Source organism: Pyxidicoccus caerfyrddinensis, assembly GCF_010894405.1.
GTDB lineage: Bacteria > Myxococcota > Myxococcia > Myxococcales > Myxococcaceae > Myxococcus > Myxococcus caerfyrddinensis.
This window is the reverse complement of sequence record NZ_JAAIYA010000009.1, coordinates 393,541-417,933: the sequence shown is the minus strand read 5'-3', so window position 1 is coordinate 417,933 and position 24,393 is coordinate 393,541. Positions and strand designations below refer to the sequence as shown.

At 71.2% G+C, this 24,393-nt stretch carries 21 protein-coding genes; 7 read left to right on the top strand and 14 right to left on the bottom strand.

The features are described from left to right. Window positions 1-22: 22 nt before the first annotated feature. Window positions 23-1,387, bottom strand: a complete 1,365-nt coding sequence (radA, locus tag G4D86_RS23875) for a DNA repair protein RadA (RefSeq protein ID WP_163996300.1) — start codon at window positions 1,385-1,387, stop codon at window positions 23-25. A 179-nt stretch (window positions 1,388-1,566) separates the two neighbouring features. Here radA and G4D86_RS23870 point away from each other — a divergent pair, with 179 nt between their 5' ends. The 6 genes from G4D86_RS23870 to G4D86_RS23845 all read left to right on the top strand — a co-directional run bounded on the left by G4D86_RS23870 (window position 1,567) and on the right by G4D86_RS23845 (window position 6,535). Continuing rightward, window positions 1,567-1,836 carry a GlsB/YeaQ/YmgE family stress response membrane protein gene (locus tag G4D86_RS23870; RefSeq protein WP_163996299.1) on the top strand — a complete coding sequence of 90 codons (270 nt, stop codon included), beginning with the start codon at window positions 1,567-1,569 and terminating at the stop codon, window positions 1,834-1,836. Window positions 1,837-1,999: 163 nt separating this feature from the next. Beyond that, window positions 2,000-3,034, top strand: coding sequence for a biotin synthase BioB (gene bioB, locus G4D86_RS23865; protein WP_163996298.1), 1,035 nt, complete (start codon window positions 2,000-2,002; stop codon window positions 3,032-3,034). A gap of 18 nt (window positions 3,035-3,052) precedes the next feature. Next, a complete protein-coding gene (gene bioF / locus G4D86_RS23860) occupies window positions 3,053-4,267 on the top strand; it encodes an 8-amino-7-oxononanoate synthase (protein WP_163996389.1) in 1,215 nt (404 codons plus the stop codon). Continuing rightward, entirely contained in the window at window positions 4,260-4,937 is a 678-nt protein-coding gene (gene bioD / locus G4D86_RS23855; protein WP_163996297.1) for a dethiobiotin synthase, read from the top strand. Before bioF ends, bioD begins: the two co-directional genes overlap by 8 nt. A 132-nt stretch (window positions 4,938-5,069) precedes the next feature. Continuing rightward, the gene (locus G4D86_RS23850; protein WP_163996296.1) at window positions 5,070-5,348 is read left to right on the top strand and encodes a hypothetical protein; all 279 of its coding nucleotides are present in this window, start codon (window positions 5,070-5,072) and stop codon (window positions 5,346-5,348) included. Further along, a complete protein-coding gene (locus G4D86_RS23845; RefSeq protein WP_163996295.1) occupies window positions 5,345-6,535 on the top strand; it encodes a pyridoxal phosphate-dependent aminotransferase in 1,191 nt (396 codons plus the stop codon). The genes G4D86_RS23850 and G4D86_RS23845 overlap by 4 nt, the downstream gene beginning before the upstream one ends. On the opposite strand, the gene G4D86_RS23840 is transcribed toward G4D86_RS23845, so the two are convergent. The 4 genes from G4D86_RS23840 to G4D86_RS23825 form a co-directional block, all read right to left on the bottom strand. Further along, the gene (locus tag G4D86_RS23840; RefSeq protein ID WP_163996294.1) at window positions 6,516-7,940 is read right to left on the bottom strand and encodes an ABC transporter substrate-binding protein; all 1,425 of its coding nucleotides are present in this window, start codon (window positions 7,938-7,940) and stop codon (window positions 6,516-6,518) included. The two genes, G4D86_RS23845 and G4D86_RS23840, sit on opposite strands and share 20 nt — an antisense overlap. Then, complete coding sequence (locus G4D86_RS23835; protein ID WP_163996293.1) at window positions 7,940-8,764, bottom strand: tetratricopeptide repeat protein; 825 nt, start codon at window positions 8,762-8,764, stop codon at window positions 7,940-7,942. Before G4D86_RS23835 ends, G4D86_RS23840 begins: the two co-directional genes overlap by 1 nt. A gap of 159 nt (window positions 8,765-8,923) precedes the next feature. Then, a complete protein-coding gene (locus G4D86_RS23830; protein WP_163996292.1) occupies window positions 8,924-10,720 on the bottom strand; it encodes a phosphoenolpyruvate carboxykinase (GTP) in 1,797 nt (598 codons plus the stop codon). 241 nt (window positions 10,721-10,961) lie between these two features. Further along, complete coding sequence (locus G4D86_RS23825; RefSeq protein WP_163996291.1) at window positions 10,962-11,957, bottom strand: Rpn family recombination-promoting nuclease/putative transposase; 996 nt, start codon at window positions 11,955-11,957, stop codon at window positions 10,962-10,964. A 206-nt stretch (window positions 11,958-12,163) separates the two neighbouring features. On the opposite strand from G4D86_RS23825, the gene G4D86_RS23820 reads away from it, so the two are divergent. Continuing rightward, the gene (locus tag G4D86_RS23820) at window positions 12,164-14,029 is read left to right on the top strand and encodes an SLC13 family permease (RefSeq protein ID WP_163996290.1); all 1,866 of its coding nucleotides are present in this window, start codon (window positions 12,164-12,166) and stop codon (window positions 14,027-14,029) included. Window positions 14,030-14,033: 4 nt separating this feature from the next. Here the strand turns inward: G4D86_RS23820 and G4D86_RS23815 are convergent, their stop codons facing one another. The 9 genes from G4D86_RS23815 to G4D86_RS23775 all read right to left on the bottom strand — a co-directional run bounded on the left by G4D86_RS23815 (window position 14,034) and on the right by G4D86_RS23775 (window position 24,381). Further along, entirely contained in the window at window positions 14,034-14,657 is a 624-nt protein-coding gene (locus tag G4D86_RS23815) for a MiaE family protein (protein ID WP_163996289.1), read from the bottom strand. A gap of 30 nt (window positions 14,658-14,687) precedes the next feature. Further along, window positions 14,688-15,524 carry a GNAT family N-acetyltransferase gene (locus G4D86_RS23810; RefSeq protein WP_163996288.1) on the bottom strand — a complete coding sequence of 279 codons (837 nt, stop codon included), beginning with the start codon at window positions 15,522-15,524 and terminating at the stop codon, window positions 14,688-14,690. A gap of 38 nt (window positions 15,525-15,562) precedes the next feature. Beyond that, window positions 15,563-16,198 carry an AgmX/PglI C-terminal domain-containing protein gene (locus tag G4D86_RS23805; RefSeq protein WP_163996287.1) on the bottom strand — a complete coding sequence of 212 codons (636 nt, stop codon included), beginning with the start codon at window positions 16,196-16,198 and terminating at the stop codon, window positions 15,563-15,565. Between the two features lie 47 nt (window positions 16,199-16,245). Further along, a complete protein-coding gene (locus G4D86_RS23800) occupies window positions 16,246-17,298 on the bottom strand; it encodes a hypothetical protein (RefSeq protein WP_163996286.1) in 1,053 nt (350 codons plus the stop codon). Beyond that, window positions 17,289-19,127: a patatin-like phospholipase family protein gene (locus G4D86_RS23795; protein ID WP_163996285.1), complete on the bottom strand. Its 1,839-nt coding sequence runs from the start codon at window positions 19,125-19,127 to the stop codon at window positions 17,289-17,291. Before G4D86_RS23795 ends, G4D86_RS23800 begins: the two co-directional genes overlap by 10 nt. 163 nt (window positions 19,128-19,290) lie before the next feature. After that, window positions 19,291-20,730, bottom strand: coding sequence for a flavin-dependent monooxygenase QhpG (qhpG, locus tag G4D86_RS23790; RefSeq protein ID WP_163996284.1), 1,440 nt, complete (start codon window positions 20,728-20,730; stop codon window positions 19,291-19,293). Continuing rightward, entirely contained in the window at window positions 20,727-22,091 is a 1,365-nt protein-coding gene (locus tag G4D86_RS23785) for a radical SAM/SPASM domain-containing protein (RefSeq protein WP_163996283.1), read from the bottom strand. The genes qhpG and G4D86_RS23785 overlap by 4 nt, the downstream gene beginning before the upstream one ends. After that, window positions 22,088-22,954 carry a hypothetical protein gene (locus G4D86_RS23780; protein WP_163996282.1) on the bottom strand — a complete coding sequence of 289 codons (867 nt, stop codon included), beginning with the start codon at window positions 22,952-22,954 and terminating at the stop codon, window positions 22,088-22,090. The genes G4D86_RS23785 and G4D86_RS23780 overlap by 4 nt, the downstream gene beginning before the upstream one ends. Next, window positions 22,951-24,381 carry a hypothetical protein gene (locus G4D86_RS23775; RefSeq protein WP_163996281.1) on the bottom strand — a complete coding sequence of 477 codons (1,431 nt, stop codon included), beginning with the start codon at window positions 24,379-24,381 and terminating at the stop codon, window positions 22,951-22,953. The genes G4D86_RS23780 and G4D86_RS23775 overlap by 4 nt, the downstream gene beginning before the upstream one ends. Between the last annotated feature and the right edge of the window lie 12 nt (window positions 24,382-24,393).

Sequence of the window (24,393 nt, the reverse complement as noted above, 5' to 3'; positions counted from 1 at the left end):
TGGGGTGCTGGCGCGCGGAGCTTCAGTCGAACATCGCCGCCAGCGCCTCGCCGAGCGTCTCCACGCCCACCACCTTCATCTTCCCGGCGCCCTCGAGCCGCCGGGCGCTTCCGGCGGGCATCACCACCCGCTGGAAGCCCATCTTCGCGGCCTCGGCCAGGCGCGGCTCCATCTGGCCCACCGCGCGCACCTCGCCCGCGAGGCCCACCTCGCCCAGCACCAGCGTCTTCGCGTCCAGCGGCCGGTTCTGCAGGCTGCTCACCAGCGCCGCGCACACCGCGAGGTCACACGCGGGCTCGTTGAGCTGCATGCCGCCCGCGACGTTGACGAAGAGGTCGCAGCCCACCAGCGGAATCTCCTCCTTCTTCTCCAGCACCGCCGCCAGCAACGCCACGCGGTTGCCGTCCACGCCGATGGCCGTGCGCCGCGCGGTGCCGTAGCCCGTGGGCGCCACCAGCGCCTGCACCTCCACCAGCAGCGGGCGCGTGCCGTTGAGCGTGCTCGTCACGACGCTGCCGGACTTGCCCACCGGGCGCTCCGAGAGGAAGAGGGCGGAGGGGTCGGAGACTTCCACCAGCCCCGCGCCCTTCATTTCGAAGACGCCAATCTCATTGGTGGAGCCGAAGCGGTTCTTGTGCGCACGGAGAATCCGGAACGGGTGGCCGCGCTCGCCCTCGAAGTAGAGGACGGTGTCCACCATGTGCTCCAGCACGCGCGGGCCCGCGATGGAGCCTTCCTTCGTCACGTGGCCCACGAGGAACGTGGGCACCCCCGTGCGCTTGGCGTACGCCATCAGCCGGCCCGCCACCTCGCGCACCTGGGTGATGCTGCCCGGCGCGTTGCCCAATTCCGGCAGGTACATGGTCTGGATGGAGTCCACCACCAGCGCCTGCGGCTTGAGCGCCTCGGCGGCCGTCAGGATGCGCTCCGCGTCCGTCTCCGCGAACAGGTGGAGGGCATCCCCTTCCACCCGGAGCCGCTCGGCGCGCATCTTCGTCTGCCGCAGGCTCTCCTCACCCGACACGTAGAGCACCGGCCCGTGGCGCGCCAGCCTGTCCACTGCCGCGAGCAGCAGCGTGGACTTGCCGATGCCCGGGTCTCCGCCCAGCAGCACCAGCGAGCCGCTCACCACGCCGCCGCCCAGCACGCGGTCGAACTCGGCGATGCCCGTGCGGCGCCGCACCTCTGTCTCGCTGGTGACCTCCTTGAGGAGCACGGGCTTCGAGGCCCCGCCCGAGGCGCCCCACGCCGGGCGCTTCTCGTCGTCCTTCGCTCCCGCCTCTTCCAGCAGTGAGCTCCACGCGCCGCAGTCCGGGCACTTTCCAAGCCACTTCGCCGTCTGATACCCGCAGGCCTGACAGGTGTAGTGCGTCTTCGCCTTCGCCATGCTTCGGGCATAGCGCGGAACCCTGACGTTTTTACGCCCTTACAGGTTGGACAGGCAGGAGAGCAGGCAAGCACGGTGTCAACCCCCCTGTCGTCAAGTTGTACGGGAAGGAGGGGCAGCCCACCTTGAATCCACGTGAGCAGCGCAAGGCGCGCCGCTCCCAATCAAGGGAGGTAGTCATGGGGATCATTGCTTTCCTGGTCATCGGTCTTCTCGCCGGCCTCATCGCTCGCGCTGTCATGCCGGGCAACCAGTCCATGGGGCTCATCGCCACCACGCTGCTCGGCGTCGCCGGCTCGTTCGTGGGTGGCCTCGTCGCTTCGCTGTTCCACCGCGACGGCCGTCTCTTCGACCTGCACCCGACCGGGCTGCTGTTCTCCGTGCTGGGCGCCCTCCTGCTGCTGTTCCTGGTGGGCATGGCCGGTGGCCGGCGCCGCGTCCGCGTCTAGCGGCCGCTTCGACTGAGGCAGTCAGGGCCGGCGCCCCGGGGCTTCCCCGCGGGCGCCGGCCCGTTTCTGTTTCGTGGGAAGTCGTCAACCTGTCCGCTCAGCGACGTTGACAACTTCCCGCCGCCCGCGCACCTTCGCGCTCCTCATGCCTGCCGAGGAGCCCATGCCCGACACCTCCGCCCCCAGCGAGTCCTTTCACGGCCATTCCCACACGGCCGCGCCGCCGCCTCCGGGCGTCGAGCTGCGCCATGACTGGGCGCTCGCCGAGGTCCGCGCCATCTACTCCATGCCCCTGCTGGACCTGGTCCACCGGGCGCAGACGGTCCACCGGTCCGTGTTCCAGGACAACAAGGTGCAGCTGTGCTCGCTCCTGTCCATCAAGACGGGCGGCTGCTCCGAGGACTGCGCGTACTGCCCGCAGGCGGCCCGCTACAAGACGGGCGTCAAGGCGGAGAAGCTGATGGCGGTGCCGGAGGTGCTGGCGGCCGCGACCAAGGCCCGTGCCGCCGGGGCCACGCGCTTCTGCATGGGCGCCGCGTGGCGCGAGGTGAAGGACGGCCCGCAGTTCGACAGCGTGCTGGAGATGGTGCGCGGCGTGCGTGCCCTGGGCATGGAGGCGTGCGCCACGCTGGGCATGCTCACCGACAGCCAGGCGAAGCGCCTGCGCGAGGCGGGCCTGGACGCGTACAACCACAACCTGGACACCTCGCCGGAGCACTACGGCGACATCATCTCCACCCGGACGTATGACGACCGGCTGAAGACGCTCAACCGCGTGCGCGAGGCCGGCATCTCCGTGTGCTGCGGCGGCATCATCGGCATGGGCGAGTCGGTGGACGACCGCTGCAACCTGCTGCGCACGCTGGCCAACCAGGAGCACCACCCGGAGTCGGTGCCCGTCAACGCGCTGGTGGCCGTGGAGGGCACGCCGCTGGCCGAGCAGCCGCGCATCGAGACGGTGGACATGGTGCGCACCATCGCCACCGCCCGCGTCCTGATGCCGCAGTCCATGGTGCGCCTGTCCGCGGGCCGCCAGCAGATGAACGAGGAGGCGCAGCTGTTGTGCATGATGGCGGGCGCCAACTCGCTCTTCTTCGGCGAGAAGCTGCTCACCACCGGCAACCCCGAGTACGGCCAGGACATGGCCCTGCTGGAGAAGGCCGGCATCCGCCCGCTGGAGCCCCGGCGGGAGGGGTAGGACGGAGCGCACGTGAGCATCACGACCTCGACGGCCCGGCGCGAGGCCGGGGAGGGGAGTGCGCAGGAGGGTGTCGCCTCCACGTGGGCGCGGGAGGACCTGTCGGCCCTCTCCGCGCGCGGCCTGCGCCGGCACCTGGAGCCGCTCGACTCGCCGCAGGGCCCGGTGGTCCGCGTGGGCGGGGAGACGCTCGTCAACTTCTCCTCCAACGACTACCTGGGGCTTGCCGCCTCGCCGTCCGTGCGCGCCGCCGCCGCCGCCGCGCTGGAGCGCTACGGCATGGGCACCGGTGCCAGCCGGCTCGTCGTGGGCGACACGTCCGCGCACCACCGGCTGGAGGCGCGCCTGGCCGCCTTCGAGCGCGCCGAGGCCGTGCTCCTCTTCAACAGCGGCTATGCCGCCAACACCGGCATCCTCCCCGCCCTCGTCGGCCCCGGGGACGCCGTCTTCTCCGACGCCCTCAACCACGCCTCCCTCGTGGACGGCTGCCGCCTGTCCCGTGCCCGCGTCGTCGTCTACCCGCACGCGGACGTGGAGGCGCTGTCACGCGCCCTCGCGGACACGCCCGCGCGTCGCAAGCTCGTCGTCACCGACACCGTCTTCTCCATGGACGGCGACGTGGCTCCGCTGCGAGACATCGTCGAGGCCTGCGAGGCGCACGGCGCCGCGCTGATGGTGGACGAGGCCCATGCCACCGGCGTGCTGGGGGCCCGCGGCGCCGGCCTGTGTGAGGAGCTGAGCCTGGAGGCGCGCGTGGACCTGCGCATGGGCACGCTCAGCAAGGCGCTGGGCGGCATGGGCGCGTACGTGGCCACCTCGCGCGCGGTGGCGGACCTGCTGGTGTCCCGCGCGCGGCCCTTCGTCTTCTCCACCGCGCTGCCCGCCGCGCTGTGCGCCGCCGCCGAGGCCGCCGTGGACGTCGTGGAGGGTGACCCGGCCCTGCGCGAGCGGCTGTGGCGCAACATCCGCCGCTTCGCGGCCGGCCTGCGCGCCCTGGGCCTGCAGGCCGAAGCCCGCAGCGCCGTGTTCCCCATCGTCCTCGGAGAGCCCGAGCGCGCCCTGGCCGCCGCGAGCCGCCTGCGCGAGGCGGGCGTGTTGGTGAAGGCCATCCGCCCGCCCACCGTGCCCGAGGGCACCAGCCGGCTGCGCTTCTGCCTCTCCGCCGCCCACACCCTGGGCCACGTGGACCTGGCGCTGGACGCCCTGCGCCGGGTGGGAGTGCACCATGGCTAGCCGGCCCTTCCAAATCTTCGTCACCGGCACGGACACCGGCGTGGGGAAGACGCAGGCCTCGTGCGCGCTGCTGTCGCTGTTGGCGGACGCGGGCCTCCAGCCCCAGGGCTTCAAGCCCTACGAGAGCGGCTGCGCCTCCCTGCGCGCCCCGGCGGACACGCTGGCCCTGCGCGAGGCGGCGCGCAGCACGCTGCCCGTGGAGGCCCTCTGTCCCCACCGCTTCCGCGCCCCCCTGGCCCCTGGCGTGGCCGCGCGCCGCCTGGGCCGGGAGCCGGACTGGGACGTCACCCTGGCCGCCTGGAAGCGGCTCTCCCACGGCACCACGGTGGTGGAGGGGGCCGGCGGCCTCTTCGTCCCCCTCGACTCGCGGCACGACGTCATCGACCTCATCGCCACCCTGCGCCTGCCCGTGCTGCTGGTGGCCCGCGCGGGGCTGGGCACGCTCAACCACACGGCCCTGTCGCTCCAGGCGCTGGCCGCGCGGCGCATCCCCGTGAAGGCCGTGCTGCTCTCGCGCGGCACCGCGGCGAAGGACCCGTCCGAGCGCGACAACCGCCAGCTGCTGGAGGAGCGCCACGGCGTCCCGGTGCTGGGACCGGTGCCGTACCTTCCTGACGCGCGCCGACGGCACACCGCGTTCCGGAAGGCCCTGCGCTCGCTGGTGCCCTGAACGCGCGGAGGCCGGAAAATCGGCCTCCGGCGCGTTTTCGCCAAAGGACGAGTGCTACAGGTCGCGCAAGTTTTTCGGTCACGCGGTCGTGAAATGGACGGGCCGTTTTTTCCGCGCGAGAACGCGTTGCGAATGGCGGACATCATCGACCTCACGTTCCACGCGGACGTCCGGCGCTTCTTCACGAAGCTCATCGACCAGAGGGGGCTCAGCTACTTCCTCCAGAAGGAGGGGCCTCGGCTGTTCCACATCGAGCCCTCGAAGGTCGAGCTCGTCCTCCGGACCGCGCTGCGCACCCGAGACCCCGCGTTGCCCCGGCCCCACGAGAAGGCCATCGAGCACTGCCGCAAGGAGGTGCGCAGGGAGCTCATCCGCCGCGTGGCCAACGCCATGCTGCAGACGGGCCTGTGAGCGGCTTCTCCGCCCGCTCCGACTTCCCCCGCACCCCGAACCCGCTGGCGCAGGCGCTCGCCCGGCACCGCGCCCGCGGGCTCCCCCTGCTGGACGTCACCGAGTCCAACCCCACGCGCGTGGGGCTGCCCGCCCCCGCGGAGGCCCTGCTCGCCCCTCCCGGCGCCTGTGGCTACGCGCCGGAAGCCCTCGGCCTTCCTTCCGCGCGCCATGCCCTGGCCACGCACCTGACGGCCCACGGCGCGGCCGTGTCCCCCGAGCACCTCGTGCTGACGGCCAGCACCAGCGAGGCCTACGGGTGGCTCTTCAAGCTGCTGTGCGAGCCTGGGGACAACGTCCTCGTTCCCGCGCCCAGCTACCCCCTCTTCGAGCACCTGGCGCGCCTGGAGGGCGTGGAGACGCGGCCCTACCACCTGCCCCGCGCGCACGGCTTCGGCCTGGACGTGGACGAGGTGGAGGCCGCATGCGACGCCCGCACCCGCGCGGTGCTCGTCGTCAACCCTGGCAACCCCACCGGCCACTACCTGCACGAGGGCGAGCTGGCGGCGCTGGCGGACGCGTGCGCGCGCCACGGGCTGGCGTTGGTGTCCGATGAAGTCTTCAGCGACTTCGCCTGGGACACCGAGCCCTCGCGCGTGCCCACCGTGGCCGGGCGCACGCTGCCCGCGCTCACCTTCGCCCTGTCCGGCCTGTCGAAAGTGGCCGGCCTGCCCGGCCTCAAGCTGGGGTGGATGCACGTGGGCGGCCCGCCCGCCTTGCGCGACGAAGCACTGGCCCGGCTGGAGTGGGTGGCGGACACGTACCTGCCGGTAGGCACGCCCGTGCAGCTCGCGCTACCTGCGTTGCTGGCCCACGTGCCCCGCTTCCAGGCGGCGGTGCTGGAGCGCGTGAGGGGCAACCGCCAGCGCCTGCTGAAGGCCCGCCCGGCGGGCGCCACGTGGGACGTGGTGCCCGCGCACGGCGGGTGGAGCGCGGTGCTGCGGATTCCGGCGGAGCCCGGCGAGGAGGCCACCTGCCTCGCCCTGCTGGACGCGGGCGTGCTGGTGCAGCCGGGCTGGTTCTACGACTTCGGCGGCGGCGCCTTCCTCGTGCTGTCGCTGCTGCCGACGCCCGAGGTGTTCGCCGCCGCCGTGGAGCTACTGGCGCGGGTGCTGGGGGAGGGCCCCGTCAGTCCGCGGACGGCTTGATGAGCTGCACCGTCTTGAAGGCGCCGTTCTCCACCTTCCACAGCTCGTACTCGGACGGGGCCTCGCCCGTGTCGTTGTTGAAGTCCAGGTCGCCGCTAGCGCCCTTCACGTTGATGATGGTGCCGGTGCGCATGGCATCCCGGGCGCTGATGAAGTCGGTGAAGCCCAGGGCGTAGACCGGGGCGGAGACTCCCGCGCCCGGCGTCACGTGCGTCAGCCCCTCGGCGATGCGGGCGCCGGTGATGGGCTGCGGCTTGGTTGCGTCCGGGCCCGCCGCGTAGGCGGTGCCCAGCGCGACGAGGTACATGGCGTCATAGGCGTGCGCGGTGAAGGAGAACTGGCCCGGGTCCTTGCTGTACGCGGCCTGGAAGCGGTTGCGGAACTGCCGGTACTCGTCCGCATCGACGCGGGCCTGCGCCGGGGCGGTGCCGTAGGAGCCATTCACCTGGTCCTTGTTGGCACCCAGGTTGGTGAACAGGCCCGGGTCCTTGCCGGCGTCCGTGAAGAACCACTTCCGCCCCTTGGTGCCCTGGGTGGCGAGCTGGTTGATGACCTTCGCGTTGTCCTCGGAGAAGCCCACCATCACCGTGACGTCGGGCAGCTGGGTGCTGATGGCCGTCACGACCGGAGTCACGTCCGCGTTGCGGTTGTACTTCGCGGAGGTGACCTGCGGCTGCGTCAACCGGCGGAGCACCACCCCGGACAGGCCCTGGCCGTACGGGTCGTCCACGTAGGACAGCACGACCTTGTTCGTGTTCGCGAAGGCCGTCGCGTTGTCCGCCACGGTGACGGTTCCCTGGAGCAGGTCGCCGATGATGCGGCCCTGCAGCGTGTCCGAGGGCGCCGTCCGCCACACCAGCCCCGCCGCTCCTTGAGTCTTGTCGGGCAGCGTGGCGATGTCCGGGCTCGTCGACGTGTGCGTCATCATCAGCGCGCCGGCGGCGATGGTGACGCTGGAGGCGGCAATCGTCTGCGCGCTGCCGGAGGTGAAGACCACCGGCACCGCCTTCTCGTTCACCAGCCACTGGGCCTGCTCGCGGGCGCGCGCCGCATCCGAGCCGGTGTCGCAGATGTAGAGGATGAAGTTGCGGCCGTTGATGCCCTCGCGCTGGTTGACCTCTTCAATCACCAGCTTGATGGAGTTGAGTGCCTGCTCCTCGGACTCGTCCCTGCCCTCGGACGTCGTCAGGGGCAGCGCCGCGCCCAGCGGAATCGTGTTCGGCTTGGAGACGGGGCCGAACACATCGCCACAGCCCACCGGCTGCGGCAGGCAGAAGCCCTCGTTGCACACCTGCGCGGAGTCGCAGTCCGCGCTCGACTCGCACTCGGTGAGGCCACCGGCGGTGGTGAAGCTGCAGCCGGCCAGCAACAGGGTGCAGCACGTCATCAGTCCCAGCGCGCGCATCAGAAGCTGACCTCCATTCCGGCTCCGGCGCCCCGCGGCGCCAGCGTCACCCGCACCTCGCCCTCCACGGGCGGCCCATCCTTCGGGTAGAGGATGATGGCTGTAATCGCCCCGGCCAGCCCCACGCCGAAGCCGATGTCCGCGAGCAGCGCCTTGCTCTTCGTGTCGTCCGCGCGGGCCTGCTTGTCCTCCAGGTTCCGGGCTTCGTCGAACTGCGTGCGCGCGTCGCGCGCCTGCATGCCGAAGAGCACGCCCGCGCCCACGCCGGCCACCGCCACACCGCCCACGGCGAAGGCGGCGATGCGCTGGCGCTTGTAGGACTTCATCGCGCGCTCGTGCTCGGCCTGCTGCCGGCGCAGGTTCTCCTCCTCCGCGCGCCGGGCCGCCAGCTGCTCCTGCTCCGCCCGGCGGCGTGCCGCGTCGGCTTCCGCCTGGAGCTTCTCGCGCTCGGTGTCCGCGCTGGCCTGCGCCTGCTCCTCCTTCTTGATGAGGACCTGGAGCCGGTCGATGCCGCGCGCGCTGCGCTTGAGCAGCGTGGGGTCCGTGCCCTCCGTGTTGCCGACGTACTGCTGGTACCAGGAGAGCGCCTCGCGCAGCTCGCCCGCGTTCTCCAGGGCGACGGCGATGTTGTAGATGAGCTTCGGGTTGGGCGACAGCTCGTGCGCCTTCTTCAGCGACTCGGCCGCCTCGCGATACTTCCCAGCCTGGTACAGCCGCTCACCCTCGCGGATGAGGACCGCCGGATTCCGGGCGCCGCCGCGCTGCGCGAGCGCCACCGGTGGCGCCAGCGCGAGGGCCACCGACAACACAAAAGCCAGTCTCATGGTGACCCCGAGCCTAGCCCGGAGCCGCCCGCACGGCGAAGAGGCCGCCTTCACTTCCCGTGAAAAGACACCGGGGCCGCCCCACGCCCGGCATGAGCAGGCGGGTAGCGGCCCCGAAAGGAAGCCCCGGACGACGGCTTCAGCGCGCTACAGGGCGGCTCAGGTCTCCAGGCGGGAGATGAGCAGCTTGCGCTGGAGCATGAGGGCCTCGGGGGCCTTGGTGCCCAGCTGCTCGAAGAAGACCTCCTGGCTCTTCAGCTCGGCCTTCCACTCGTCCTCCTTGATGGAGGTGGCCTCGGCGACGGCCTCGGCGGAGATGTCCAGGCCCTTGAGGTTGAGGCCCTCGTCGGAGCGCGGCACCCAGCCCAGCAGCGTCTCCTTCGTGGGGACGCGGCCGTGGACGCGGTTCACGATCCACTCGAGCACGCGCATGTTGTCCCCGAAGCCCGGCCACACGAACTTGCCGTTCTTGTCCTGCCGGAACCAGTTGACCTGGAAGATCTTCGGCAGCTGGGGGATGGCCTTCTGCATGTCCAGCCAGTGCTGGAGGTAGTCGCCCATGTGGTAGCCGCAGAAGGGCAGCATGGCCATGGGGTCGCGGCGCACGACGCCGACCTTGCCGGTGGCGGCGGCCGTCGTCTCGCTGCCCATGGTGGCGCCGAGGAACACGCCGTGCGTCCAGTTGAACGCCTGGATGACGAGCGGGACGGTGTTGGAGCGGCGGCCGCCGAAGATGAGGGCGGAGATGGGCACGCCCATCGGGTCATTGGCCTTGGAGCTCAGCACCGGGTTGTTGGACATGGGCGCGGTGAAGCGGCTGTTCGGGTGCGCCGCCTTCTCCGTGCTGCCCTTCTTCCAGGGCCGGCCCTGCCAGTCGGTGAGCTCGTCCGGCACCTCGCCGTCCTTGCCCTCCCACCACACGTCACCGTCGGCCGTCATCGCCACGTTGGTGAAGAGGGTGTCCTTGGCGATGGTCTCCATCGCGTTGGGGTTGGTCTTGTAGTTGGTGCCGGGGACGACGCCGAAGTAGCCGGCCTCGGGGTTGATGGCGTACAGGCGGCCATCCGGACCGGGGCGCATCCAGGCGATGTCGTCGCCGACCGTCTCGATCTTCCAGCCCTTGTACTCCTCGGCCGGAGGAATCAGCATCGCGAAGTTCGTCTTGCCGCAGGCGGACGGGAAGGCGGCGGCGACGTAGGTCGTCTCACCCTTGGGGCTGGTGACGCCGAGGATGAGCATGTGCTCGGCGAGCCACCCCTCCTCGCGGCCCAGGTAGCTGCCGATGCGCAGCGCGAGGCATTTCTTCCCGAGCAGCACGTTGCCGCCATATCCCGAGCCGAAGCTCCAGATGGTGTTGTCCTGGGGGAAGTGGCAGATGTAGCGGCGGTCCGGGTTCACGTCGCCGGTGCTGTGCAGGCCGCGGTTGAAGTCGTCGCTGTCGCCCAGCATGTCCAGCGCCTGCTTCCCCATGCGGGCCATGATCCGCATGTTGAGCACCACGTAGACGCTGTCGGTCAGCTCCACGCCAATCTTGGTGAAGGGGCTGCCGATGGGGCCCATGGCGTAGGGCACCACGTACATGGTGCGGCCCTTCATGGCGCCGTCGAAGTGCTGGCCCAGCTTGGTGTACGCCTCGTCCGGGTCCATCCAGTTGTTGGTGGGGCCGGCGTCCGTCTTGTTGGGCGTACAGATGAACGTGAGGTGCTCCACGCGCGCCACGTCATTGGGGTTGGAGCGGTGCAGATAGCAGCCCGGGCGCTTCTGCTGGTTCAGGGGGATGAGGATTCCCTCCTTCACCGCCTGGTCCGTCAGGCGCTTCTTCTCCTCCTCGGAGCCGTCGCACCAGACGATGCTGTCCGGCTGGGTCATCTGGGCCATCTTGGCCACCCAGGCCAGGAGCGTGGGGTTCTTCGTGGGGGCCTTCTCACCCACCGCCGCCGCTTGCGTCGAAGCCATCGAAGTATCCTCGTGTCGTCTCGAAATAGGGATTCCCGCGTACGGTCCCAAGGGGGCCGGAACCTACCAACGGGAGAGACGACAAACCTTCTGGAAGGAGGCCGGGAATGCAACTGGCGTCCGGCAGTCAACCGGGCCACCAGACAGGGCTCTCCTAATTCCACTTATCAGCGACCGGGCTTCCAGTAGTTGACGGCGCAGTGCGCCAGGGGCTCACCGCGTACGGAGAGCGCGTCAGCGGCTACTGCATGTCGTCGAACACCGCGGCGAGGGTGGTGGCGTTCAGGGACTTGTCGAACCAGCGGTCCAGCGTGGCCATGTCCGCGCAGGTGAGGATGCGCTGCCGGGCCGCTTCGTCCAGCGGCACGCCCCGCGCGGTGAGGATCCTCAGGATGTCCTCGGCACGTGCGCGAGTCACTCCCTGTGCCAGTCCCTGCTGGCGTCCCCGCTCGATGAGTTCCTCGCCGTAGCCCCGCATCAGTTCCTCCGTGCGCTGCTCACCCAGCACCGAATGTAACACCTGCCTGGTTGCTTCACGCGCGGCCTCGTTTCCTATCAACAAGAGGTACCGGATGAGCACCACCAACCCCTCGGTGCCTTCGGGACCTGCCTGCACCTGCGCGAAGAGCGCCACCCACTCCGGCAGTTTCCGCGCCAGCGTCCTGCTGCGCCCGTACCGCAATGCCAGCCACGCCAGCCGGGCCAGGGGCGGCCCGGGGCGCGAGCTCAGCGCTTCCTCGCGCTCCGCTGTCAGGTCATCGAGCAGGTACTCGAAGCGCGGTACCAGCGCTCGCCACCGTGCCCGCCCTTTCTCCGGCAACGCGAAGAGCTCCTCCACCCGGCGTGGCGCCGTCCAGGCCCCTTCCGGCCCGTGGTACATGACGAGCGGGAGGATGGGCGGGAGCTCGGTGCTGTCCGGGTGCTCCTGGCGCCAGCGCTCCAGCTGGCGCACCACGTAGCGCAGCATGCGCAGCGCCATCCACCGGTCCACCGTGGACTGGTGCTCCAGCAGCACGTACAGCAGCAGCGGGTGGCCGGTGCGCAGGCGCGCCGTGAAGAGCAGGTCGCTCTCGGTTTCTCGCAGTTCCGGGTCCACGACGCTGCCGGGCTCTCTGCGCAGAGACGTCCAGTCCACGGCGGAGACGACGTGCGCGGGCAGCACGGCGCGCAGCTCGGCCGCGGCCCGCTCGGGATGGCCAAAGGTGTAGCGGACGAAGAGGTCGTGCGGGCCGGACATGGTGGCCGGGCCCAAAGCACGCGTCGGGCCAGACGGGAGACCTTCGGGTGGCTGTGCTCGCGAGGGGGCGTCCGGCGGTGAAACGGCCTTCCGGACAGGGCTCTCCTGATTCCACGTATCAGCGGCCGGGCTTCCAGTAATTGACGGTGCAGTGCGCCAGGGGGCTCACCCCGCGAGGGGGGAGAACACAGGTTGGTGGTGGGCCCATGACCATCGCCATCGTCCTCGGCATCGTCGTCGTCGCGCTGGTGCTGTTCTCCTTCGACACCATTCCCATCGAGGTCAGCTCGCTGGTGGTGGTGTGCCTGCTCGCACTGACGGGCGTGCTCACGCCGCAGCAGGCCTTCGAGGGCTTCAGCAACGACACGGTCATCTTCATCTTCACGCTGCTGGCCATGACGCAGGGGCTCGCCTCCACGGGCGTGGTGCAGCTCATCGGGCAGCGCCTGGCCTTCTTCGCCCGCTTCGGCCACCAGACGTTCGTCATGGCGATGATGGTGGCGGTGGCGGCCTTCTCCTCCATCATCTCCAACACAGTGACGACGGCGGCCTTCCTGCCGGTGGCCATTGGCGCCGCGCATCGGGCCAAGGTGCCCAAGAGCAAGGTGCTGCTGCCGCTGGCCTACGCGTCGATGCTGGGCGGGATGATCTTCCTCTACGGCACGTCCACCAACCTGGTGGTGTCCGCGGCGCTGCAGCGCATGGGGATGCCGCCCATCGGCGTGGCGGAGCTGGCGCCGGTGGGCCTCCCGCTGTGTGTCATCGGCATCCTCGTGGTGGTGCTGCTGGGGCCGCTGCTGCTGCCGTCTCGCGAGGGGCAGGGGAGCGTGGAGGACTGGACGCTGCGCGACTACCTCACGGAGGCGATGCTGCCAGCGGACTCGCGCTACGTGGGCAAGGAGCTGGCGGACATCACGGAGGGACTCGGCCTGCGCGTCATCGGCATCATCCGCGATGGGCAGACGTTGCCGGCGGTGCCGAACTACCGGCTGCACGGCGACGAGCGCCTCATCGTCGAGGGCAACCGCGAGGACATCCTCCGGGTGAAGGACCTGCGCGGCATCGAAATCCGGCCGGACGTGAGGCTGTCGGACACCGAGCTGAGCGACAAGGACACCGTCCTGATTGAAGCCAGCGTGCCGCAGGGCAGCCCGCTGACGGGGCGCAGCCTGAAGGAGACGCTGTTCCTGGAGCGCTACGGCCTGGTGGCGCTGGCGCTGCACCGCAAGCCGGCCATCCAACGCGTCACCAAGCTGCAGCTGCTGGGGCGCATCTTCGGAGAGCGCTCGCTGTCGATGATGCCGCTGTCGGTGGGCGACGTGCTGCTGTTGCGCGGGCCGAAGGAGAAGGTGTCGGAGCTGGCGAAGGGCGCCAACCTGGTGGTGCTCGGCGGCCATGAGTACCAGCCTCCTCGTCACCGCAAGGCGCTCCTGGCGGTGGTGCTCTTCCTGGGGGCGCTGGGGGCGGGGACGCTGGACGTGGTGCCGCTGTCGGTGGCGGGGCTCACCGGCATGCTGGCGATGATTGCCACCGGGTGCGTGGACGCGCGCATCGCCTTCCGGGTGGACTGGCGCGTGGTGCTGCTCATCGGCTCCATGATGGCGCTGGGCCTGGCCATGGAGGAGAGCGGTGCGGGGAAGTTCATCGGCAACGCGGTGGCGGAGCTGGGGGCGTACGGCGGGCCGCGCACGGTGATGGCGCTGCTGATGGTGCTGACCATCGTCCTGTCGGCGCCCATGAGCAACCAGGCCGCGGCGCTGGTGGTGCTGCCGGTGGCCATCAACGCCGCGCAGCAGCTCGGCGTGGACCCACGCCCCTTCGCCATGGGCGTGACGCTGGCGGCGAGCTGCTCGTTCATCACCCCGCTGGAGCCCAGCTGCGTGCTCGTCTACGGCCCGGGGCACTACCGCTTCACGGACTTCTTCCGGTTGGGCACGCCGCTCACCGCACTGCTCGTGGCCGCGCTGGTGGTGGCCGTGCCCTGGGTGTGGCCCTTCAAGGCCGCGAGCCGCGAGGCACCCGCGCGGGGAACGCCGGTGAGTGTCGTGGCTCCCGCGAGCCCGGGGCCGTGAGGATTCAGTGGATGGCGGCGCGCAGGCCCACGTCGGTGATGACGCGGGCCTCGTGCTCCAGCATCCACTCCAGCCGCTCGCGCACGGTGGCCTCGTCGCCGTTGGCGGCGGTGACGGCGAGCCGGAAGAAGAGGGACTGGTGCCCGTCCTCGGACTGGGCCAGCTCCCCGTAGAAGCGCGCGAGCGCCGGGTCGGTGAGCCCCTCTGCGAGCAGTGAGAGGCGCTCGCACGAGCGGGCCTCGATGACGGCGGCCACCAGGAGCCGGTCCACGCGGCGCTCCGCGGACGGCGTGCGCACCAGCTTCTGCAGGGCCTGCGCGTACGGGTCCCCGGAGTCCTTCGTCAGCGTCAGGCCGCGCGCTTCCATCAACTCCAGCACCTTGGCCAGGTGGGCACTCTCCTCGCGGGCCAGGCGGGCCATCTGCGACGGCAGCCCCGGCAGGTCCGGGTACATCTGGAGCAGGGACAGCGCGTTGGCGGCGGCCTTCTTCTCGCAATGGGCGTGGTCCACCAGCACCTCGTCGAAGCGATCGAGCGCCAGCGGCAGCCAGCGCGCGTCGGTGGCGGCGTGGAGGATGACGGGACCCTCTCCGGAGAGGGGACGGCGGGAAGGCGTGGGACGGCTCATGGACGGCCGCGGACTGTAGGGCAGCCGGGGCTAGTCGACCAGGACGAGCCGCTGGGTGCGGCCGGCCAGGTAGCCGACCTTGCGGGCGATGCGGGCGGAGCTCTCGTCGCGCTCGTCGATGCGCATCGTCAGCCGCGGCAGCGAGGACAGCAGGTGCCGGGAAATCTGGCCCAGGCACAGCGTGGCGTGGCCCTTCTTCCGCTCGGCCGGCAGCGTGTAGAGCCCCTCCAGCTCCGCGCCGTACTGGGAGCGGCTGCCGATGTCGACCTTGAACACCAGCCCGCCCGCCTCCTCCAGCACGTACGTGCGGCGCTGGCGCACGCGCTGGATGACGCGGGCCTCGTAGCCGCGCGGGTCCTCCGCCAGCGGGTCTCGCTCCAGGGCCTCGCGCACGAAGCCCTGGGCCAGGGGCAACAGCCGGGGCAGGTCCTCCTCGCGCGCCAGCCGCAGCAGCGGGTTGGTGAAGGGGCCCAAATCATCCGCGGACACGCTGAACAGCCGCTGCGTGCGCGACAGGCGCGGCTTGCCCTGGCACAGGCTGCGCACCAGCGCGTCCACCGCGGACTTGTCCCCCACCGTGCCGCGCAGCTTCAGCGACGAGGCCAGCGCGTCCGCGATGACGCTGGTGGCGCTGGCGTCGCTCGCGCTGGGCACCACCAGCCCGCCCTCGCCACCTACGAAGACGGCGGCGGTGAGGACCTGGTTGTCGAAGCGCCCGTAGAAGGCGAAGGGCACCCGCCCGCGCGGGGCGATGCCGAACTCCTCCAGCAACCCCAGCAGGTAGAGGTTGTGGACCGGGTCCTTCGAAAGCAGCGCCCGCAGGGCTTCCGCGTCCTGGGTCCCAAGCTGTTCGACGGTGACAGGCATGAAGGGTGGGGGAGCGCCACCTTACGCAAAACCCGGCCCTACCGGCCAGCCTCCCCCAGTACGCGGAACTCGAAGGGGTAGACGACCGTTGCCTTCCCCCCACCCGGCGGGGCGGGAAACCGGGCGTCCAGGAGCGAGTCCAGCACACACGCCTGCACCATCGGGTCCGGAATGGTGCTCGCCAGCAATTCCCCTCCCGTCATCTGCCCCTCCGCCTCTTTCCCCTCTACCGTGAAGCGCAGCCGCACCGTCTGTGGGCCCCGGTTTCGCTGTGCTGCGTCCTCGAAACATTGCTGCACGAGCGGAGTCACGGCCCGGATGGCGGCGCGGACGTCGTCGGGGCTGATGCGCCCGGTGGTGGCCTCGATGACGGGTTCGACCTCCACCACGCGCCGCGTGCCGGGTGCCTCGGGCGTCTCCGGAGCGGGGGCCGTCGTCGTCGGGAGCTGGCTCGGGTGGGAGGGGAAGGGCGGGGGCGGGACGACGGCGGGGGGCTCGATGGGGGGAATCGAGGGGTCGGGAGGGCGCTCGGCCTCGACGGAGGGCGGCGAGGCCGGCTCGGGGCGGGGCTCCACGGGCCGGGTGAGCCAGAACGACAGCGCGGCGGCGAGCACCAGGATGCCCAGGCTCACCAGGGGGATGACGGCCCAGCGGATGACGGAAGGGTTGGCCATGCGCTCACGCGGGGGCCCGGGAAGGGCGCCCACCGGAAGGATAAGTCTCACTCCACCGTCAGGGTGCACCCGACGCTGTCGAGCACGCGGCGGATGGGCGTGCACACGCTCAGGCCCTCGGCGCCCGCCTGGTGGAGGCCCACCGCCGCGCCCGCTTCGTCCACCACGAGCGCCCCCGAGTCTCCCGGGTGGGTGCAGGGCGTGACGCCGAGCTGGTCCGCGAACCAGAGCACCTGCTCGCCGCCGTCCCCCGTGGGGTAGGGCAGGCCGATGGTGAGGTGCAGCGCCGCGATGGTGCCGGACACCTTCTCACTGGTGGCGCCCACCAGCCGCACCGGCAGCTCCAGGGGGACGTCATCCCTGATTCGGATGGGCGTCAGGTCCAGCACGGCGATGGACGTGCCGAGCAGACCGGGTCTGTCCGGGCGCACCGTCGCCGCGTCCACGTTGGTGGCGGCCTGCTCCCGGCCGGGGACGAGCGGCCCCATGCGCACGAGCGTGCCGAACCGGGCGGCCGCGAGGCCTCCATGGTCTCTCGCCTCCTCCTGCGATGGGACGAGCACGCGGTCCCCGGGGACGCCGCGGCCGTAGTTGCCGATGACGTGCGCGCAGGACAGGCCCAGCAGTTCGTCCGTGTCCGTGGAGCGCACCACGCACCCCAGCGTGCCGGAGCCGCCCCGCCGGTGGCTGATGCTGAAGCCCGGCAGCACCGGGCGGTCGTTGCTGATGAGCGACTCCAGCCACGGCGCGCCCACCTCGCGCACGTCGGTGGGCACACGGCCGCGCAGCCCCAGGCCCTCTACACTCACCGAGTCGGGGATGCGGCGGCTCGCCGCCACCTTGCTCTTCGGGCGCTTGAGGCGCACCAGCACCTGGAGCGCCAGGTCGTCCACGCGCCCGCGCTTCAGCTTGGGCGCGAAGCACAGGCCCACCACGTTGGGCGCGGTCCACCAGCGCGCGTGCTCCTTCGCGAGGATGGGGGCCGTCACCTCGGGCCGCGCGGAGCGGATGGCCATCCGGGCCATGGGCGGCGGGGTCGGGTCCGTGCCAATGGAGATGGCGTGGACCACGCGCCGCATCTGCTCGGACGTCAGTCGCAATCGCGCTGCTCCGGCTTCTTGTCCGTGCACTGGCCCACCGGGGAGAACTGCGCCTCGGCCTCGGCCACCGCCGCGTCCACGGGCTTCTCGCACTCGCGCTTCGCGATGTCTCCGCGGATGTCGAAGAGGCGCAGCACCTCCGTGCACCGTTGCTGGAAGGTCTTCACGCCGTCCTGGAAGAGCGGCCGCATGACCGCCGGGGCGAACGAGTAGCCGCTGGCCGTCTGCAGCTGGGACTCCGGGCGGAACATCCACGCCGAGCGCCAGCTCGAAGCCACCTGGTCGAAGCGCGCGGAGCCCAGCCACATGCTGGTGGCCGCCTGGAGCGCGACGGGCTCCTTCGGGACGAAGCCCGGGCCGGTGCGGCGGCAGAACGGGCCGATGTTTCCCTCGTTGTCCACGTCCGCCAGTCGCTCCTCGCAGACGTTGTACTCGGCGAAGCGCCGGCCGATGGCGGCCAGCTCGCCCTGCTGCACCTCGCCCACGCGCGGCTGCGTGACGAACAGGTCGATGGTGCGCATCAGCGTGCTGACGGCATGGGGCGGGGCGTTGGCCGTCTCCGCCTGGAGGCCGCCGGTGGAGATGATGAGCACGCGCTCGGCGCCGCGCTGGACGGCCTGGAGCAGCGGCAGGCCGGAGCGCACGCCGCCGTCGAGGAACGTCCCCCGGAAGCGACCGGTGTTGGAGGGCAGCCACGGCACCGGCTCGGCGAGGACGGGCTCGACGATGGAGGCCACCGCGGCGTTGATGACTCCCTCCACGCGCTGCTGCTCGGACGCCTTCGGGTCGATGTCCTGCGGGTCCTGGTCGCTGATGCCGTAGACGTCACCGGTGTTGAAGTCCACGGAGACCGTCACCAACTCCGTGTCGTTGGTGAGCTGCGCGGGGGTGACGGCGTTGCGCAGCTTGTTCTGGACGCCGTCGAAGCGGACGAGGCCGCGCAGGTCCGAGGCAATCTTCCATATCCAGGTGGAGTTGACGCAGTACAGGTCCGACTCCACCGAGCAGGTGTAGTTGTCGAGCAGCATCTGCCGGGCCTTCGCCTCCTGGCCGGGCGTGTGGAACAGGTCCACGAGGGTGCTGATGAGCGCGCCGGTGCTGGTGCCGGCGGCCAGGTCGATGCGGGCATCCCCGCAGCCCTCGGGCGCGGGCTTGCCGCGGCACTGCTCGAGGATGCCGAGCAGCCGCCACATGATGCCGGCGCTGAAGGCGCCATTGGCACCGCCGCCGCTGAGGACGACGGCGTTGGACGGGCGTCCCAGCTTGCGGCTCCAGCGGCGGGCGCTGATGTACTGCGCGGCGGACTCGGCGCCCTCGCGGATGCCGCGGCCGAGCTCGTTCGGGCTCACCGGGTCCTGCAGCGAGTCCTGCAGGGACACCAGCGACTGGGCGATGCCCAGCGCATTGCCGAGGAAGCGCGCCGCGTCCACCTCCGCGGCGGCCGGGTTGATGGGGTCCACCGACTTCGGAGGCGGCGGCAGTCCCCAGAGCGGCGCCGACACGGCCTTCTCCATGAAGGTCTGGAAGCAGGCCTGGTTGGTGCCGCCGGAGGTCTTCCGGAGGCACTCCACCTGGTCGAGGATGACCTGCGGCGAGCCGCCCATCGCCGACATCCAGCGGGCCACCTCGCGCGGGTCCACGTACGCGTCCACGAGGTGCGAGCGCGTCAGTCGCGCCGCGCGCTCGCGGGCGGGAATGGGCAGCGGCGCGGACTTGGGCTCCGAGGGCTTGTTCAGCTCGCTCAGCAGGTAGTCCGTGCGCAGGAAGCAGCCGCTCACGAGCGTGGCGAGCGCGGTCAGGAACAGCAGGGAGGTGGTGCTGCGGGTCATGGGTCCCCCGTCGGGAGTCTTTAGGGAGGGGACGTGGCCCGGGCGCGTGGCGGCCGGGTCCGGCGGCCCCTTCGCCGCATCAGCTTTGCGTGACGTTAGCGCATGGCCCTGTCCTGGTTGCGCAAAACCCCATGCCTCCTGTCCGGCGTCGACACACGCCCGCTCAAGGGGAGCCGCTCGGAGTGACTTCGGTGAGGAGTCCCTGCCGGTAGAGCCAGCCGAGGATGCCGACGCCCTGGCGCCACGGCACCCGCCGTGCCCAGGCCTCCGCCAGCTGCGGGAGCGTGAGTCCCTCGCGGAGGCTCTCCACGAGGGAGGCCAGCTCGACGCCGTCCAGCCAGGCCACGGGCCGCGCGAGCCGTGGATGGCTCAGCGCCCCGCGCAGCTCGATGACGTCGCCGACGATGCACGGCGTGTCCACCAGGATGGCGTCGCTCGCCAGGCGCCAGCGGCGGTGGGCCAGCGCGTCCTCCGGCAGCGGTGGGGGCTCCGGGGGCGACGGCATGGGGCCGCGTGCGGCGCGGCGCTTCCAGAAGGGCCGGTCCGCGTGGGCGCGATGCTCGCCGTAGTACCCGGCCGCCCAGGCCGCGTGTCGCGCCACCGAGTCGCGCTGGTCCTCCCGGTAGAAGCGCAGCGCGGCGGCCGCGCTGTCGGGCCGGACGAGCAATGTATGCACGGCCACGGCGCCGCTCAGCGCGGTCTGCAAGGCCTTCTGCACGCCCGAGGAGGAGAGCGGGTCGATGGAGAAACTGGCCTCGCCCACCTTGATGCAGTCCTCCTCGATGGGCACCTCGTCGCGGTAGCACGTCGCATCGCGGGCGTGCACGGCGCCGACGAGGCGGGGCGCCGTCCACGCCTCCAGCAGCCCCGAGCCTTCCATCAGCGCCCGGTAGAGCAGCTCCAGCGAACGCCGTCCGACGCTCCGCTCGCGCAGCAGCGCCGGGTCCACGAAGGCCATGGCGCTGAAGGTGCCATCCGGCAGGTGCGCGCCCCAGTACCAGCCCTCCGCCCCCGCCACCACGCGCGTCTCCGGGCCCTGGCGTTGCTCTCCGCGCCAGTACCCGTGGAGCGCCAGGGTGGATACGGAGACGGGCACCTTCCGTCCTCCCAGGCAGCCACCGCGCCCGCCCGCGTCCGCGAGGAACCGCGCTCGGAGGCGCGTTTCCCGTCCATCATGGAGGAGGGGCACCACCCAGCCCTCCGCCGTCCGCACGGGGCGCCGGGCCGTGGCGGGCTGGAGCACCCGCACTCCTGCGTTGGCCGCCGCGGCGAGCAGCAGCGCATCGAAGCGCCCCCGGTCCACCAGCAGCCCGTCCGCGCCCATGCGCACGGGCCGCGCGGTGGCGTCCTCCCAGCGCACGAGCGCCTCCCGCGCGGGAAGGAAGCCCGCGCTCCGGACGGCGTCCGCCACACCTAGCACCTCGAGCTGCGGCCACACGCCCGGCGTCAGGGCCTCGCCCACCTGGGGCCGGGGGAAGGCGTGGCGCTCCACGAGGCACACCTCATGGCCCATGCGCGCGAGCCGCAGCGCCAGCGCGGAGCCCGCGGACCCTCCGCCGACGACGCAGACCTCGGTGCGCGGCCCCGCGTCCAACCCGCTCATCCGCTCGCCGGAGGCAGGCCGAAGTAGTCGGGCCGAGCCTGGGAGAGCCGGCTGTACGCCTCCAGGCAGTAGTGCAGCCAGCCCCGGATGTAGTCGCAGGCCGGCCGCCCCCGCTGGATGACCTCGTGGTGGCAGCCGCCGCCGCACAGGTAGCGCGCCCAGCAGGAGCGGCACGGCTCCTGGCGGTGCACGTGACGCTCCGTGAGCCAGCGGGCCTGACGCTCACGGTCCACGCCGGTGACGAGGTCACCCATGGCGCCCTCCTCGTCCCCGACGAAGCGGTGGCACGCGGCCAGCTCGCCGCTGGCGGAGACGCCGAGGTAGCCCGCGCCCGCGCCGCACGGGTAGGGCCGGTGGGTGCCCTTGTGCAGCTCGCGCATGGCGTTGACCATGTTGGAGAACGGGTAGCGCCGCCCGGCGATGAGCCGCCGCTCGAACTCCTGGCCGCAGTCCACCATCTGCTCGAGCATCAGCTCCAGCTCCGCGTGCCCCATCTCGTCGCGGCCCGTGGGCGAGCTGAGCATTGGAGAGAAGCCGACGGCGTGGAACCCCTGCTCCACGAAGGCGTCCAGCGTCTGGCGCAGCTCCAGGTTGCGCGGCGTGACGGTGACGCGCGCGGTGACCTGCATCTGGCGCTGGCGGGCCAGCAGCGGCGCTACGTGGGCCATCACCTTCGCGAAGCTGCCCTGGCCGCCCTTGAAGGCGCGCAGCCGGTCATGCGTCTCCTGGAGTCCGTCCAGGCTCACCGTCACCGCGAAGCCGTGCTCCTCCAAGAAGGCGGCGTCGTCCTCGGTCAGGAGCGTGCCGTTGGTGGTGAGCGACAGCGTCAGCGAGACGCCCTTCGCCCGCGCGCCCTCCACGGCCCGCTCCGTCGCGGCGCGGATGACGGCCCGGTTGAAGAGGGGCTCGCCGCCGAGGAACGACAGGTTCACCCGCTCGCCCCGGCCGGCATCGCGCAGCAGCAGGTCCACCGCGTCCAGCGCCGTCTGCAGCGGCATGTTGCGCGCCGGGCCGCCGAAGTCGCCCTGCTGCGCATAGCAGTACGTGCAGCCCAGGTTGCACTTCTGCGCCACCGCCAGCGACAGCGCCCGCACCGGAGGAGACTGCACGGGCGTGTCGTCGATGAACGGCGCTTCCGAGACGCCCAGCGCCTCCAGCAGCCGCCGCACCTCTGCTCCGTCATGGTCCCGCCGCGCGCGGTCCAGCGCGTCGGACGCCTCGGCATCCACGTCGAACAGGCGGCTGCCATTCACCACCAGCAGGTGCTGGCCCACCTGCGTCTGGTAGAGGTGCACGTCCGGGACATGGGGTAGGGACAGCGCGAAGAGCCTTCGTGCCTGAGCCGCGTCCGGGCCGCTCATGCCGGAGGCTCCCCGTCTCCCTCCGGCAGGGGCACCGAGACACTGTCGCGGCCCTCAATCTGGAAGTGCAGCGACTCCTGCCAGTGACGGAAGAGGTCGTCGTAGGAGACCAGCCGCGAGTCCGAGCGGTTGTCGAGGATGTACTGCTGAGGCACCTCGGGGCCGCGCTCCTTCTGCATCCAGTTGATGCCGATGCTGGTGCCCTGCGGGCCCTGCTCCACGCTCACGTAGTCCGGGCGGCTGGCGGCCCAGTAGTAGCAAGCGCACTCGCGGTAGTCGTTCTGCCAGGGCGAGCACAGCCCCTGCGTCAGCTCGCCGGGCTGCGCCAGTTCCTCGGCGATGACGGCGAGCTGTCCCTGCGGGCCCCGGGCGAAGAAGTGCCGCACCTCCAGGTCCGCCACGACGAGCTTCTTCTTGTCCGTGGGAATGCCGGCGGGGAGGGGAGACTCCTCCTTGGTGAACTCGCAGCGGACCTTCTTGCCCGCCTTGGCGTGCAGCACCTCCGCCAGGGCGTTGGACCACTCCATGAAGGTGATGCCATCCGGGTTGGCCGAGTTGGTGAGCTGGATGGGCGCGGAGCCGGGGCGCTGCGGGCCCATGACGGGCACCACCAGCGGGTGGCCGTCCACGCGCAGCAGCCGGCGGTGGAGCAGGTGCTCCAGGCCCCTGTCCACCTTCATCACGTAGTTGTCCGCCTCGTGCATTTCGATGCCGACGAAGATGCGGCGCCACACGTTGCGGAAGTCGAACTCCAGCCCGGGGAAGCAGTTGGAGATGGCGGACGAGGGCAGGGTGCCCGGCGGGTTGCCGGCGGCGCGGTAGTGGAGCTGCGCGGACAGGTTCTTCGGGTCGAGCTTCTTCATTCCGTGTCCCCTCCGCTCCGGCCCGGCTTGCCCTGCTTGAACAGCGCCCTGCGCGCGGCCTTGCTGACGGTGTCCACCTGCCTGCGCGTGAGCGCCAGGGTGCGCCCGTCCGCTCCGCGCATCATCGCCGGCATCTTCCGGCGTCCCTTGTTGCTCAAGTCGCCCACCTCGTCGTGGCGCCGCAGCACGTCCGAGAACCAGGGCGCCGCCCCGCCCTGCAGCGCGGTGAAGACGTTCTGGTGCAGGGCCTTGATGGTGAGGTTGTCCACCAGCGACGGGGCCATGATGGGCTCGAAGAGGCGGCCGGTGTCCGCGGTGTCCTGCCGCACCATGGTGCTGGCCACGTCCACCTGACCATTCACCGTGTTGCCGTTCATCACCGCGGTGTTCATCAGCCGGATGGTCTCGAAGGCGCGGCGGACGATGTCCTCGGCCGCCTCCGGCGTGGCGTCGCGCTCGCGCGTCTGGGGCCCGTTCAGCGCCTGGTCCAGGTCATCCGCCACGGTGCGCACCGGGAAGCTGTCCGGCGCGAAGGCCGGCGGCCCGGCGCCGATGCGCGCGAAGGCCTTCAGCGGCTCGGCGGCGCCCTTGAGCTTGAGCTGGACGTGGACGAGTCCGTCGCACTCGTCGTCGAAGTACCCGCGGCTCTTCCAGTACGCGCCGCTCGGGTCGAACCCGCCCTTCTTGTCCGAGGAGTAGCCCGCGTAGATTTGAGCCGGCATCGTCAGCTCGGGGCCGGAGCTCTCCTGGTAGCGCGTCCAGTCGCCCTTCTCCGGGTCGTAGAGGATGCGCTCGGGCTGGAGATTCTCATCGGGGACGGGCTTGCCGTCGGAGCCCGGTGTCTCCGCGCTGGAGCCGTACACGTGGCCCGCCCCGGGGGTGAAGCGCAGGCGTATCTCCGGGAACTCGTCGGTGGGGCGGATGTACCGCACCGAGCCCAAGGGCAGCACCTTGCCCTCGCGGAAGTTGCGGCACTGGCCGTCCAGCGGGTGGGCGTCGTGGTCGGAGAAGCGCCCCGTGCTGGCGATGATCTTGTCCCGCTCCTTCCCCGTGCGGCGGAAGATCTTGATGTTGCCCACCCGCACCTCCCACTTCACGTCCGACGGCCGCAGCCCGTGCTCGGCGAGCAGCGCCACGGTGAGCGGCACCAGGCTGTCCTTGTCGGTGACGGCCCAGACCTCCAGGAAGGGCGCCACCGGGCGGATGTGGCCCTCGGGGGACTTGAAGGCGATTTCGGTGGGGAGGAAGGCCTCGGAGATGGCGCCCGTCGCCGGGTCCACGCGGAAGGTGGGGGCGGCGCGCAGGCGCCGGTAGCCGAGCGGGTCCCCGTCCGGGACTTCCAGCTCGTAGTTGTCCAGCGGGTCCGGGGCCTCGCCGAGACGCGCGATGGCCAGCGGGGGAAGGATTCGCAGTTCCTTGATGGTCACGCCAGGTCCTCC